15 protein-coding genes are annotated in these 14,428 nt (G+C 39.7%); 14 read left to right on the top strand and 1 reads right to left on the bottom strand.

Annotated features, from left to right (window positions below; all coding sequences use genetic code 11):
• The first annotated feature begins 17 nt into the window (after positions 1-17).
• Complete coding sequence (locus tag RUH60_RS06845) at positions 18-3,197, top strand: efflux RND transporter permease subunit (RefSeq protein ID WP_313806725.1); 3,180 nt, start codon at positions 18-20, stop codon at positions 3,195-3,197.
• 179 nt (positions 3,198-3,376) lie between these two features.
• On the opposite strand, the gene RUH60_RS06840 is transcribed toward RUH60_RS06845, so the two are convergent.
• Positions 3,377-3,724 carry a membrane-binding protein gene (locus RUH60_RS06840; protein WP_313806724.1) on the bottom strand — a complete coding sequence of 116 codons (348 nt, stop codon included), beginning with the start codon at positions 3,722-3,724 and terminating at the stop codon, positions 3,377-3,379.
• A gap of 211 nt (positions 3,725-3,935) precedes the next feature.
• On the opposite strand from RUH60_RS06840, the gene aspS reads away from it, so the two are divergent.
• The 13 genes from aspS (at position 3,936) to nuoK (ending at position 14,424) form a co-directional block, all read left to right on the top strand.
• On the top strand, positions 3,936-5,690 hold the full coding sequence (gene aspS, locus RUH60_RS06835; RefSeq protein ID WP_313806722.1) for an aspartate--tRNA ligase: 1,755 nt from the start codon (positions 3,936-3,938) through the stop codon (positions 5,688-5,690).
• Positions 5,691-5,858: 168 nt separating this feature from the next.
• Positions 5,859-6,059 (top strand): cold shock domain-containing protein, encoded by a 201-nt coding sequence (locus RUH60_RS06830; protein ID WP_313806720.1) that lies wholly within the window; start codon positions 5,859-5,861, stop codon positions 6,057-6,059.
• A gap of 215 nt (positions 6,060-6,274) precedes the next feature.
• Positions 6,275-6,640 carry an NADH-quinone oxidoreductase subunit A gene (locus RUH60_RS06825; protein ID WP_313806718.1) on the top strand — a complete coding sequence of 122 codons (366 nt, stop codon included), beginning with the start codon at positions 6,275-6,277 and terminating at the stop codon, positions 6,638-6,640.
• 12 nt (positions 6,641-6,652) lie between these two features.
• On the top strand, positions 6,653-7,204 hold the full coding sequence (locus RUH60_RS06820) for an NADH-quinone oxidoreductase subunit B (protein ID WP_313806716.1): 552 nt from the start codon (positions 6,653-6,655) through the stop codon (positions 7,202-7,204).
• Between the two features lies 1 nt (position 7,205).
• A complete protein-coding gene (locus RUH60_RS06815; RefSeq protein ID WP_313806714.1) occupies positions 7,206-7,727 on the top strand; it encodes an NADH-quinone oxidoreductase subunit C in 522 nt (173 codons plus the stop codon).
• Between the two features lie 24 nt (positions 7,728-7,751).
• Positions 7,752-8,987 carry an NADH-quinone oxidoreductase subunit D gene (locus tag RUH60_RS06810; protein WP_313806712.1) on the top strand — a complete coding sequence of 412 codons (1,236 nt, stop codon included), beginning with the start codon at positions 7,752-7,754 and terminating at the stop codon, positions 8,985-8,987.
• Positions 8,988-8,992: 5 nt separating this feature from the next.
• Positions 8,993-9,523, top strand: coding sequence for an NAD(P)H-dependent oxidoreductase subunit E (locus RUH60_RS06805; RefSeq protein ID WP_313806710.1), 531 nt, complete (start codon positions 8,993-8,995; stop codon positions 9,521-9,523).
• A 4-nt stretch (positions 9,524-9,527) separates the two neighbouring features.
• Complete coding sequence (nuoF, locus tag RUH60_RS06800; protein ID WP_313806709.1) at positions 9,528-10,895, top strand: NADH-quinone oxidoreductase subunit NuoF; 1,368 nt, start codon at positions 9,528-9,530, stop codon at positions 10,893-10,895.
• Between the two features lie 50 nt (positions 10,896-10,945).
• Positions 10,946-11,974: a 2Fe-2S iron-sulfur cluster-binding protein gene (locus RUH60_RS06795; RefSeq protein WP_313806707.1), complete on the top strand. Its 1,029-nt coding sequence runs from the start codon at positions 10,946-10,948 to the stop codon at positions 11,972-11,974.
• Between the two features lie 3 nt (positions 11,975-11,977).
• Positions 11,978-13,036, top strand: a complete 1,059-nt coding sequence (gene nuoH / locus RUH60_RS06790) for an NADH-quinone oxidoreductase subunit NuoH (RefSeq protein WP_313806705.1) — start codon at positions 11,978-11,980, stop codon at positions 13,034-13,036.
• 3 nt (positions 13,037-13,039) lie between these two features.
• The gene (gene nuoI / locus RUH60_RS06785; RefSeq protein WP_313806704.1) at positions 13,040-13,582 is read left to right on the top strand and encodes an NADH-quinone oxidoreductase subunit NuoI; all 543 of its coding nucleotides are present in this window, start codon (positions 13,040-13,042) and stop codon (positions 13,580-13,582) included.
• Between the two features lie 7 nt (positions 13,583-13,589).
• The gene (locus RUH60_RS06780) at positions 13,590-14,102 is read left to right on the top strand and encodes an NADH-quinone oxidoreductase subunit J (RefSeq protein ID WP_313806769.1); all 513 of its coding nucleotides are present in this window, start codon (positions 13,590-13,592) and stop codon (positions 14,100-14,102) included.
• A gap of 1 nt (position 14,103) precedes the next feature.
• Positions 14,104-14,424, top strand: a complete 321-nt coding sequence (nuoK, locus tag RUH60_RS06775) for an NADH-quinone oxidoreductase subunit NuoK (protein ID WP_313806703.1) — start codon at positions 14,104-14,106, stop codon at positions 14,422-14,424.
• Positions 14,425-14,428 lie beyond the last annotated feature (4 nt).

Genomic DNA, 14,428 nt, shown 5'->3' with positions numbered 1-14,428 from the left:
TACAGAAATTAAAATATATGAAATTAGCAGAAATATCTATAAAAAGACCTTCTTTAATCATTGTATTATTTACAATATTAACATTAGGCGGGTTGTTCTCTTACACCCAACTGGGCTACGAATTAATCCCGAAATTTGAAACCAACGTAATTACCATTTCAACGGTTTATCCGGGTGCTTCACCAAGTGAAATTGAAAATACGGTTACTAAAAAAATTGAAGATGCCCTAGCGTCATTGGAAAACATTAAAAAAATTGAATCGAAATCATTTGAAAGTTTATCAACGGTTTCTGTCACCTTAATTTCGGGTGCCGATGTTGATATTTCAATGAACGATGCCCAACGAAAAGTAAATGCCATTTTAGGAGATTTACCCGATGATGCCGATCCGCCTTCATTAACAAAATTCTCGTTTAGCGATATGCCAATTATTACATTGGGCGCTAAAGGAAAAATGGACGAAGCTGCTTTTTACGACTTAATTGACAAAAAGATTACACCGGTATTATCACGTGTTGCAGGTGTTGCGCAGGTGAATATTATTGGTGGTCAAGAACGTGAAATTCAAGTAAATCTTGACGCTACAAAAATGCAAGGTTACGGACTTTCAATTCCGCAAGTACAACAAACTATTTTAAGTTCCAATTTGGATTTCCCTACCGGAAATATTCAAACGCGTGATCAAAAAATATTAATCCGTTTAGCCGGAAAATATAAAACAGTTGATGAATTGCGAAATTTGGTTGTATCATCGCAAAACGGAATTCAAATTCGTTTAAAAGACATTGCCGATGTACAAGACGGACAAAAATTAGCCGAAAAAATTGCCCGTGTTGATGAAAAAAGTGCCATCATTTTACAAATCGTAAAACAATCGGATGCTAATGCGGTTGCGGTGAGTGAAAAAGTAATGGAAACCATTCAAAAATTAGAAACCGAATACAAAGCCAACGACTTAAAACTTGAAGTAGCAAAAGACAGTACTATTTTTACATTGGAAGCTGCCGATTCAGTTACGCACGATTTATTGATTGCCGTAGTATTAGTGGCATTGGTAATGTTGTTTTTCTTACACAGTATCCGTAACTCGTTAATCGTAATGGTGTCTATTCCGGCATCGTTAATTGCAACTTTTATTGGTATTTATTTATTAGGATATACCTTAAACTTGATGAGTTTATTAGGACTTTCGCTTGTAGTTGGTATTCTTGTCGATGACGCCATTGTGGTTTTGGAGAATATTTACCGACATATGGAAATGGGTAAAAGCCGAATCCGTGCCGCTTACGACGGAACAGCCGAAATTGGCGGGACCGTAACTTCGATTACTTTGGTAATTGTGGTAGTATTCTTGCCTATTGCAATGAGTTCCGGATTGGTTTCTGACATTATTACGCAATTCTGTATGACCGTTGTAATTTCAACTTTGTTATCATTATTGGCTTCATTTACCATTATTCCATGGTTGTCATCTCGTTTTGGTAAATTAGAACATATCGAAGGTAAAAATTTATTCGGAAGAATAATTTTAGGATTTGAAAGTTATTTAACTCGTTTTACCAATTGGATTTCAGGATTATTAACCTGGTGTTTAGATCACTATAAAACTACTTTTGCTATTGTAGTATTTCTTTTTGTGAGTTCAGTAGCATTAATTCCTGCGGGATTTATCGGTGGTGAATTCTTTGCTTCTTCTGATAGTGGTGAGTTTTTGGTACAAATTGAAATGCCAAAAGAAGCATCGCTGGAACAAACCAACTTTATGACGCAAAAAGCCGAAGCGTATTTAAAATCGAAAAAAGAAGTTGCTACGCAATTTACGACCGTTGGTCAAACCAGTGAAGGCTTTAGTGCATCGCAATCAACGGCTTATAAAGCTGAAATCGATGTTAAATTATTGGATAAAAAAGATCGTATAAACCAAGATGAAGCCAATGTGTATGCTGCTAAAACAAAACGTGAGCTTCAAAAAATATTAGTCGGTGCCAAAGTAAAAACTGTTCCGGTGGGTATTATGGGTACGGCTGAAGATGCCACTTTACAATTAATTGTAACCGGTCCGGATGTGCCAAGTGCTATGAAATTTGCGAAATTAGCCGAAAACGAATTGCGCCAAATTCAAGGTACAAGCGAAATTAAATTGAGTGTTGAAGACGGAAATCCAGAAATTAACGTTCAAGTTGACCGCGATAAAATGGCCGCTTTAGGCTTAACGATGCAAACGGTTGGTTTAACGATGCAAACAGCTTACAGCGGAAACACTGATGGTAAATTTAGAGCTGGTGAATACGAATATGACATCAATATTAAATACAACGAATTTGACCGTAAAAACATTAACGACGTAAGTAATTTGATATTTGTAAATAGCTTAGGACAACAAATAAAACTAAGTCAGTTTGCCACTATTACCGAAGGATCAGGTCCAAGCCGATTAGAGCGTCGCGATAAAACCGCTTCAGTTACGGTTCAAGGTCAAAATATCGGTGTACCATCGGGAACCATTGTACAAGAATGGCAAACCCGATTAGATAAATTAGAAAAACCAACCGGTGTAAGCTACATTTGGGGTGGTGACCAAGAAAATCAAAGCGAAGGTTTTGGTACATTGGGAATTGCTTTATTGGCCGCTATTATTTTAGTTTACTTAGTAATGGTAGGTTTGTACGACAGTTTTGCGCATCCGTTTGTGGTATTGTTTGCTGTTCCTCTTTCGTTTATCGGTGCGTTGCTAGCATTGGCACTAACCAATAACTCGTTAAACATCTTTACCATTTTGGGTATTATTATGTTAATTGGTTTGGTGTGTAAAAATGCGATTATGCTAGTGGATTATACGAACCAACGTAGAGCAGCCGGCGAAAGTATTCGTACAGCCTTAATCCAAGCGAATCACGCACGTCTTCGTCCGATTTTGATGACAACAATTGCAATGGTTTTCGGTATGTTACCAATTGCATTAGCTTCGGGTGCTGGTGCCGAGTGGAAAAACGGTTTGGCTTGGGTAATTATCGGCGGATTGATTTCATCATTGTTCCTTACTTTAATTGTTGTTCCGGTGATTTATGAAATTATGGAAAAAATAATTGCTAAATTCTCTAAAGGCGAAAAAATCGATTACGAAAAAGAAATGGTAGCCGATTACGAAGCTAAAGAATTGAGTGAAGACGGCTTTACACCGAAACACAATATGTAATAGATTGATTATTTAATTTGTGGGAGAACCGCTGCAGCAATGTAGCGGTTTTTTCGTTGGAAGAAGTTCCTAAAAACAAGAATGGCTGTCACTACTCTGTAACAGCCATTCCTCTTTAAAAACGGTGGTTTTTTAATCCTACAAACCGATTTAATCTTTTTCTCGAAAGCAGACCGTGATTAATTTCGATTTGCCAACCCGTCTTTAGACCATTTTTTTACATCTGAAATTTTGCTTTTGGTGTAATCTACTTCAGCTAATGAAGCGTCGTTCCAAAAAAACCATTTACCGGTTTTCATTCCGTCTGTATATTCTCCTATAGATTGTTTAGATCCGTTTTCATTGAAAGCAACCCATTTCCCGTGCAATTTGCCGTCTTTGTAGAACCCTTCCTGTTTTACCTGACCGTTATCATAATAATAGGTAGCCTTTACCGTTTTTCCAACAATCTCATATTTAGGCTCTATATTTTGTGCAAATAATACTCCCGAAAACAATAACAATCCTGCAATTAAGTTCTTTTTCATAGCGCTATTTTTTAATAGGTTAACAATTATACTAACGAAGTTACAATTATATTTTACACTAAAGAAACTTTTGCTTAACAATTTCGTAACATTGAACAAAACTTAACATGACAAAGTAAAATCTTACAATTTTAAAATCTTCTTTTTATTTAAAATCCTAAGTTTCAAACTCGAAAATAAAAACTTAAATTTGCGTCAAATTTTTTAAAGAATGTACAGAAGTCATACTTGTGGAGAACTAAATCTTTCACATAACAATACAGAAGTCACCCTAGCCGGATGGGTACAAAAATCACGCGACAAAGGATTTATGATTTGGGTGGATTTACGTGACCGTTATGGCATCACCCAGTTAATTTTCGACGAAAGCCGTACCGATAAAGCCGTTTTCGACTTAGCCAAAACTTTGGGCCGTGAATTCGTGATTCAGGTGAAAGGAACTGTAATTGAACGTGAATCAAAAAATCCAAATATGGCAACCGGTGACATCGAAATTTTGGTTACCGAACTGAACATTTTAAACCAAGCGATGCTTCCTCCATTCACAATCGAAGACGAAACCGATGGTGGTGAAGACATCCGCATGAAATACCGTTACTTAGACATCCGAAGAAATCCGGTTAAAAACAGTTTGTTGTTCCGTCACAAAGTAACGCAGGAAGTTCGCAACTATTTATCCGACAAAGGATTCTGCGAAGTGGAAACTCCATATTTAATTAAGTCTACACCGGAAGGGGCACGTGATTTCGTAGTGCCAAGCCGCATGAATCCGGGGCAATTTTACGCTTTACCACAATCACCACAAACTTTCAAACAGTTATTGATGGTAGGTGGAATGGACAAATATTTCCAAATTGTAAAATGTTTCCGCGATGAAGATTTGCGTGCTGACCGTCAACCGGAATTCACCCAAATCGACTGTGAAATGGCTTTTGTGGAGCAGGAAGACATCATCAACATGTTTGAAGGCCTAACCCGTCATTTATTGAAAGAATTAAAAGGCATCGAAGTCGATAAATTCCCGAGAATGACGTACGAGCATGCCATGAAAACTTACGGAAATGACAAACCGGACATCCGTTTCGGTATGGAATTTGGCGAGTTAAATGCTGTGGCGCAACATAAAGATTTCGGCGTATTCAATTCTGCGGAATTAGTGGTCGGAATTGCAGTTCCAGGCGGAGCATCTTACACTCGAAAAGAAATTGACGCTTATATCGATTGGGTAAAACGCCCGCAAGTTGGCGCATCCGGAATGGTTTATTGTAAATACGAAGCTGACGGCAGTTTAAAATCATCTGTCGATAAATTCTACGACCAAGACGATTTAAAAAAATGGGCAGAAGCAACCGGAGCCAAAGAAGGGGACATTATTTTTGTACTTTCTGGACCTGCTAATAAAACCAGAGCACAATTAAGCGCACTACGAATGGAAGTATCAACACGTTTAGGCTTAAGAAAACCGGACGAATTTGCACCGTTATGGGTTGTCGATTTCCCGCTATTGGAATGGGACGAAGACAGCAACCGTTTCCATGCGATGCACCACCCGTTTACCTCTCCAAAACCGGAAGATATTCATCTAATTTCGACCGAGCCTGGTAAGATTAGAGCCAATGCTTACGATATGGTTTTAAACGGAAATGAAATCGGAGGCGGCTCCATTCGTATTCATGATAAAGACCTACAAGCCAGAATGTTTGAATTGTTAGGATTCACCAAAGAAGAAGCTGAAAATCAGTTTGGATTCTTAATGAATGCCTTCCAATTCGGCGCACCACCACACGGAGGTTTAGCCTTCGGATTAGACCGATTGGTAGCCATTTTAGGTGGTCAGGAAACCATTCGTGACTTTATTGCCTTCCCGAAAAACAACTCTGGAAGAGATGTGATGATTGATGCTCCATCGGTAATTGACAACAAACAGCTCGATGAGCTTTTCATAAAACTGAATTTAAATTCATAAGAATGAGCGGCCAAATTGGTCGCTTTTTTTGTTTTATTAGCAAATAATTAACTTTGATTTAAACTTTTCAACACTTAAACCATTTTTTTGTAAATTTTTTAGCAAAAACTTGTTTGGTTTAAAAAAAAGTCTATCTTTGGATTATTATTAATTATTTTTTATTACAGAATGCGCACAGGCAAAGTAAAATTTTTCATTGAATCCAAAGGATATGGATTCATCACGGACGACGAAACCGGAAACGACATTTTCGTTCACGCAACAGGTTTAAACGCTGAAGGTTTAAGCGAAGGAACAAAAGTTTCTTACGTTGAAGAAGAAGGCAGAAAAGGTAAGATTGCCGCTCAAGTAGCAGTTATCGAAGAATAATATATTTTCAATTACCTGAATGTTTAACCACTCTTTACAGAGTGGTTTTTTATTTTTAAAAAACAAACAAACCGATTATGTTAATTATTTGGAATTAGTCTAAATATGTTTTACCTTTAATAGTGCTCTCTACGCGAAAATCAACTTAAAATTGCCTTGCGTTTAATTATAAGGAATGTATATTTGTGAATTGAATTCTTTTAAGAGATTTTAACATGCAAACTAACCAAATCGACTACATTCCTATCATCATGCAATTGCTTTTAGCAACAGGGTTTGTAGGGACTACAATTATCATTTCAGGCTTCTTAGGCCCGAAAAGACATTCTGCCAACAAAGACAAAAACTTTGAGTGCGGTATCGAATCTGTAGGTAATGCGCGTATTCCATTTTCCGTAAAATACTTTTTAGTCGCTATCCTTTTCGTGCTTTTCGACGTGGAGGTTATCTTCATGTACCCATGGGCCGTGAATTTCAGAGAAATGGGTTGGGAAGGTTTAGCTAAAATGGCCATTTTCATGACGCTATTGGTAATCGGTTTTTACTACGTTATCAAGAAGCGCGGTTTAGAATGGGAATAAAAATTTAAAACAATGAGCGATTCTTCAAAATATACAATGGTAGACGCTCCGGAAGGATATGCCGGAGAAGGTTTTTTTGCTACCAAATTAAGCGATGTAGTAGGATTGGCAAGAGCTAATTCTCTTTGGCCTTTACCTTTTGCTACCTCTTGTTGCGGTATCGAATTTATGGCAACTATGGCTTCTCACTATGACGTAGCACGTTTCGGATCGGAACGTATGAGTTTCTCTCCGCGTCAGGCTGATATGTTATTGGTTATGGGAACCATCGCTAAAAAAATGGCCCCGGTTTTACGTCAGGTATACGAGCAAATGTCAGAACCGAAATGGGTTATTGCTGTGGGAGCTTGTGCTTCTTCAGGTGGTGTTTTCGATACGTATTCCGTACTTCAGGGAATTGACAAAGTCATCCCGGTAGACGTTTACGTTCCAGGTTGTCCGCCAAGACCGGAACAAATCTTAGACGGTATCATGAAATTGCAGGAAATCGTTAAAAGCGAATCGGTTCGCAGAAGAAGTTCCGACGAATACAAAGACTTATTAGGTTCTTATAACATCAAGTAAAATGGCTTTAGAAACCTCAGTAATACAAAACAAACTGATTGAAAATTTCGGCTTAAAAGTATCCGATTTCGTTCAGCTTCACGATATTTTAACTTTCGAAGTAGCACCGGGTTCCATCTTGGAAATCATGAAATTTTTAAGAGACGATAGTACGATGCGTTTCAATTTCCTAACCGATGTTTGTGGTATCCATTACCCGGATTACGACCAAGATCGTCAATTTGCCGTGGTATATCACATGCACAATTGGGTAGATAATGTTCGCATCCGCATCAAATGCTACTTAAACGGAGACAATCCTGAAATCGACTCAGTTTCTTCTTTATTTTTAGGAGCCAACTGGCAGGAAAGAGAAACGTTTGATTTTTACGGCATCAACTTTAAAGGTCATCCGCAGTTGAAACGTATTCTGAATATGGACGAAATGACTGTATTCCCAATGCGTAAAGAATTCCCATTGGAAGATGGCGGAAGAACCGACAAAGACGACCGTTTCTTCGGAAGAACCAAACAAAATTGCTAATAGTAACCTGAAATAACCACCCAAATGTCAGATCTATTATTAACGCCGGAAAAGCGATTCGCTAAAGAAATCGAAAAGCGCCGAAACGAAGACGGAAGTGAACTTTCGGTTTTGAATCTTGGGCCAACACACCCGGCTACCCACGGAATTTTCCAAAACATCCTGTTAATGGACGGAGAGCGTATCGTTGACGGAGAAGGAACCGTTGGATACATTCACAGAGCATTTGAAAAAATCGCTGAAAACCGACCATTCTACCAAATTACCGTATTAACAGATCGCATGAACTATTGTTCGGCGCCTATTAATAATATGTGTTGGTGGATGACGTTGGAAAAAGCGCTAGGAATAGAAGTTCCAAAACGCGTACAATATATGCGCGTAATCGTAATGGAATTGGCACGTATCGCAGACCATATCATCTGTAACTCCGTATTAGGAGTAGATACCGGAGCTTTAACCGGATTCTTATATGTTTTCCAGTTCCGCGAAAAAATTTATGAGATTTACGAAGAAATTTGTGGTGCCCGATTAACGACCAATATGGGACGTATCGGAGGTTTCGAAAGAGACTGGAGCCCGGAAGCCTGGAAAAAAATCGATGCTTTCCTAGAAGAATTCCCTCCTATTTGGCAGGAATTTGAAAACTTATTGACCCGAAACCGAATCTTTATGGATCGTACCATCAACGTAGGTCCAATTTCTGCTGAAAAAGCAATGAGTTATGGCTTCACAGGACCTAACTTACGAGCTGCCGGAATCGACTACGACGTTCGTGTAATGCAACCGTATTCGTCATATGAAGATTTTGATTTCAACGTTCCTGTTGGAAAATCTGGCGACACTTACGATCGTTTTTGTGTTCGTAATGCGGAAGTTTGGGAAAGCTTGAGCATCATCAAACAAGCCTTGGCTAAATTGCCGGAAGGACCTTTCCATGCGGATGTTCCAGAATATTATTTGCCTCCGAAAGAAGATGTGTATTCCACCATGGAATCCCTAATCTGGCACTTTAAAATTGTAATGGGTGAAGTTCCAGTTCCGTTAACGGAAGTTTACCATGCGGTTGAAGGCGGAAACGGAGAACTTGGTTTCTATTTGATTACCGATGGAAGCCGTACACCATACAGATTACATTTCAGAAGACCTTGTTTTATATATTATCAGGCATTTAACGATATGGTACGCGGACAAATGCTATCCGATGCCATTGCAACCTTATCAAGTTTAAACGTAATTGCCGGAGAATTAGACGCTTAATGATTATGGAAAAATATATCTACAAACAGGATATCAATATTACACCGGAATTAATGGTTCGCATCAACGAATTATTAAGTCATTATCCGGAAGATAAAAAGAAATCGGCTTTGTTACCGGTTTTGCACGAGGTTCAAGATGCTCACGACAACTGGTTGAGCTATGAATTGCAAGACAAAGTAGCCGAAATTTTAGAAATCCAACCGATTGAAGTTTACGAAGTAGTATCGTTTTATACGATGTTCAACCAAAAGCCAATCGGAAAATACATGTTCGAGTTTTGCAGAACGTCTTGTTGTGCAACGCGCGGTGTAGAAGATTTGATGGATTACACATGCAACAAATTAGGCATCAAAGAAGGAGAAACTACTGTTGACGGCATGTTCACCGTTGTTGGTGTAGAATGCTTAGGGGCTTGCGGTTATGCTCCGATGATGCAGGTTGGAGATTTCTACCACGAGAATTTAAACCAGGAAAAAGTAGATCAGTTAATCGCCGACTGCAGAGCCGGTAAAGTAACGTTACACGATAAATAATACCATGGGAAGAAAGATATTATTAGATAAGATAAACGTTCCGGGTATCAAAACCTATGAAGTCTACCGCCAAAACGGAGGCTATGCTTCAGTGGAAAAAGCGTTGAAACAAATGACTCCCGATGAAGTAACCGAAGAAGTAAAAACTTCAGGTTTACGTGGTCGTGGTGGTGCCGGATTCCCAACCGGATTGAAATGGAGTTTCATCGATAAAAAATCAGGAAAACCAAGACATTTAGTTTGTAACGCCGACGAATCCGAACCAGGAACTTTCAAGGACCGTTACTTAATGGAATACATCCCTCACTTGTTAATCGAAGGAATGATTACTTCAAGTTATGCATTAGGCGCGAATTTGTCGTACATCTACATCCGTGGCGAATACATGTGGGTTTTCAAAATTTTGGAAAGAGCCATCAAAGAAGCATATGCAGCAGGTTGGTTAGGAAAAAACATTTTAGGATCAGGATTCGATTTAGATTTGCACGTACATTGTGGTGCCGGAGCTTACATCTGCGGTGAGGAAACAGCTTTAATTGAATCGTTGGAAGGAAAACGAGGCAACCCAAGAATCAAACCACCATTCCCGGCGGTTAGCGGTTTATGGGCGAATCCAACGGTAGTAAACAACGTAGAATCCATTGCAGCAGTGCCTTGGATCGTATTGAATTCCGGTGAAGAATACGCAAAAATCGGAGTTGGTCGTTCTACCGGAACCAAATTGATTTCCGCATCCGGACATATTAAAAATCCAGGAGTTTATGAAATCGAATTGGGCTTATCTGTAGACGAATTCATGAATTCTGACGAATATTTAGGAGGAATGTTAAACGACAGACCATTAAAAGCATTAGTGCCGGGTGGCTCATCGGTGCCGATTCTTCCTGCGAATTTAATTTACAAAACTGCCAACGGAGAAGACCGTATGATGACGTACGAATCACTATCCGACGGAGGTTTTGCCACAGGTTCCATGTTAGGTTCCGGAGGTTTCATCGTATACAACGACACCACTTGTATCGTTCGCAACACTTGGAATTTCTCCCGTTTCTATCACCATGAATCGTGTGGACAGTGTACACCTTGTCGTGAAGGAACCGGTTGGTTAGAGAAAATCTTACACCGTATCGAAAACGGTCACGGGCGTGAGGAAGACATCGAATTATTGTGGAGTATTCAGAGTAAAATCGAAGGAAACACGATTTGTCCGTTAGGAGATGCGGCTTCTTGGCCGGTTGCAGCGGCAATTCGTCACTTCAGAGAAGAGTTTGAATACCACGTTCGATTCCCGGAAAAAGTTAAAAACAGAGACCACTTTGTGAATGAGCCTTTTGAAAAAGTACGTCACTTAGTTGGAAAAACCATAGTATAAACCAAGTCGAAAGTTGAAAAAGTAAGTTTTTCGCTTTAAACAAAAGCAATATGAAAGTAACAATAGACGGTCAGGAAATACACGTAGAACCGGGGACCACCATCCTGCAGGCTGCGCGAATGATTGGAGGCGAGTCCGTACCGCCGGCGATGTGCTACTATTCCAAATTAAAAGGAAGCGGTGGTAAATGTCGTTGTTGTTTGGTAGAAGTATCGAAAGGTAGTGATGCCAACCCTACCCCTATGCCGAAATTGGTAGCCTCTTGTGTTACCGGTGTGATGGACGGGATGGAAGTTAACAGTAAAAATTCAGCCCGCGTGGAAGAAGCGAGAAAATCGGTTACCGAATTCTTGCTGATCAACCACCCGCTGGATTGTCCGGTATGTGATCAGGCTGGAGAATGCGATTTGCAGAACTTGAGTTTCCAACACGGAAAATCCGAAACGCGTTTTATCGAAGAAAAAAGAACCTTCGAACCGGAAGACATAGGCCCAAACATTCAATTGCACATGAACCGTTGCATTTTATGTCAGCGTTGTGTATTGGCTGCAGATCAGTTAACTGACGGACGTGTTCACGGTGTTGTTAGCAGAGGTGACCATGCGCAAATTTCAACGTGTTTGTCCAAAGCGATTGACAATGAATTCTCCGGAAATGTAATCGATGTTTGTCCAGTTGGAGCTTTAACCGACAAAACCTTCCGTTTCAAATCGAGAGTTTGGTTCAACAAACCGTACAACGCGCACAGAAATTGTGACAAATGTTGCGGTAAAACAACCGTATGGATGTTCGGAAACGAAATTCAACGTGTAACAGCTCGTAAAGACGAGTACCATGAAGTAGAAGAATTTATCTGTAATACTTGTCGTTTCGACAAAAAAGACATGAATGATTGGGTAATCGAAGGACCTCGTAAATTCGAGAAATTCTCGGTTATCAATAGAAATAATTATGCGCTACACGCTCCAAAAGTGGAAATCAAAACCGAGAAACACATTTTGGAAGGACGCGATCAGGACCAGAAACGCATCAGTATGGTGGAAGTTCCTGAGAAAACTAATGGTAATTCAATTTCATAAACAATGGACAGTGCAATTATCATAGAAAAAGGGATTTTTATCCTGGCTATTTTCGCTGTAACGATGTTTATGGCGATGTATTCCACTTTGGCTGAACGTAAAATTGCTGCTTGGCTGCAAGATCGTATCGGACCTAACCGTGCTGGTAAAGGAGGAATTTTACAACCTTTAGCCGATGGTTTGAAACTATTCGCGAAAGAAGAGTTCATGCCGAGTACCCAAAACACCTTCTTATTCGTATTAGGTCCGGCAATTTCCATGTCGATGGCTTTGATGACCAGTGCTGTTATTCCTTGGGGTGACAAATTGGAAATCGGTGGCAGAACTGTAATTCTTCAAGCGACGGATATCGATGTGGCAATGTTGTACATCTTCGCGGTTTTATCAGTTGGCGTTTACGGAATCATGATCGGAGGTTGGGCTTCTAACAATAAGTTCTCCTTAATGAGTGCCATGCGTGCTTCTTCCCAAATGATTTCTTATGAAGTGGCTATGGGATTAGCTATCATCGCATTAATCATGGCAACCGGAACGTTGAGTGTTCGTGAAATCGCGGCACAGCAATCTGGTTTCTGGAATGACGGTTGGTTCACCTGGAACGTGTTCAAGCACCCGGTGAGTTTCCTAATCTTCTTAGTGTGTTCTTTTGCTGAAACTAACAGAACGCCATTCGATTTAGCGGAATGTGAAGCCGAGTTGATTGGAGGACACCATACGGAATATTCTTCCATGAAAATGGGCTTCTATTTGTTTGGGGAATACGCAGCGATGTTCATTTCATCCGCTATTCTTGCTATCTTATACTTTGGTGCTTACAACTACCCTGGATTCCAGTGGGCGGTTGAAAATTGGGGTGTAAACGTAGCCAACATTCTAGGAATCATTGCTTTGTTTACTAAAATCTGTTTCTTCATCTTCTTCTATATGTGGATTCGTTGGACTATCCCGCGTTTCCGTTACGACCAGTTGATGAACTTAGGATGGAAGATGTTAATTCCGTTAGCCATCGCTAACATTATCATAACGGCCTTAGTAATTTTACTAACCGATAAAATTTTATAAGAAATGTCATTAGATACCATTTCATTATCAGGAAAGAAAAAAGAGGTTTCCAACAAGAAGATGACCTTCTGGGAAAGCTTGTATCTGGTTGCGATTTTCAAAGGGTTGATGATTACGATTCGTCACCTTTTCAAAAGAAAAGTAACCATTAAATATCCGGAACAAAAACGTCCGTTGAGTCCTGTTTATCGTGGACAGCACATGTTAAAGCGCGATGAACTAGGTCGTGAAAACTGTACGGCTTGCGGTATGTGCGCCGTTGCCTGTCCTGCCGAAGCTATCACCATGAAAGCCGCAGAGCGCAAACCGGACGAAAAATTATTATACCGAGAAGAGAAATACGCCGAAATCTACGAAATCAACATGTTGCGTTGTATTTTCTGCGGTTTGTGTGAGGAAGCGTGTCCGAAAGATGCGATTTACCTAACAGAAACCAAAGTTATGGTGCCATCGGCCAGCAAACGTGAGGATTTCATCTTCGGAAAAGATAAATTGGTGATGCCTTTAACTGAGGCTATGAAAAACCGTCAAAATCAAGTGAGTTAATATGGGAATGGGAGAAATTATTTTTTACGTTTTAGCCGCTATCACACTTGGAACTGCATTTTTGACTATTTTCAGCAGAAACCCAATTCATAGTGCGTTGTCTTTGGTGGTGTGTTTCTTTTCCATCGCCGGGCATTATTTGTTACTGAACGCTCAGTTTTTAGCTATTGTTCATATCATCGTGTATTCGGGAGCTATCATGATTTTGATGTTATTCACCATCATGTTGATGAACCTGAACAAAGATGACGAATCGCATAAACCAATTGCCGCTAAAATTGCCGCCACTATAGCTTTCTGCTTGGTTGGTTTAGTTTTATTGGCCGGTTTATTACGTACCAAGCCTGTAGTGGAAAGCTACTACTACTCTGGAGAAGATTTCCAGTCGATTAAAGTGCTTGGAGAAGTATTGTTGAACGAGTATATCTTACCATTTGAATTTGCTTCCGTATTATTATTGGTTGCGATGATTGGAGCGGTATTGATATCCAAAAAAGATAAAGAAAAAAGCCTGAAATAATATGGAAACGATTTTAAAAGAAATTGGGGTAGAAACCTATTTGTACCTGTCCGCCTTATTATTCAGCATAGGCGTTTTCGGAATTTTATTGAGAAGAAATGCCATCGTGATGTTCATGTCGATTGAAATCATGCTGAATGCGGTAAACATGATGTTAGTAGCATTTGCAACCTATCATCAGGATGCGTCCGGACAAGTGTTCGTATTCTTCTCGATGGCGGTAGCAGCTGCCGAAGTAGCAGTTGGACTGGCGATTTTGGTTTCAATTTTCAGAAACCACGGATCGGTAGACATTGATAATTTAAAGAATTTAAAAGGATAAGCCC

Origin of the sequence: Flavobacterium sp., assembly GCF_032153895.1 — a bacterium.
GTDB lineage: Bacteria > Bacteroidota > Bacteroidia > Flavobacteriales > Flavobacteriaceae > Flavobacterium.
This window is presented reverse-complemented; position numbering and strand designations above follow the sequence as displayed.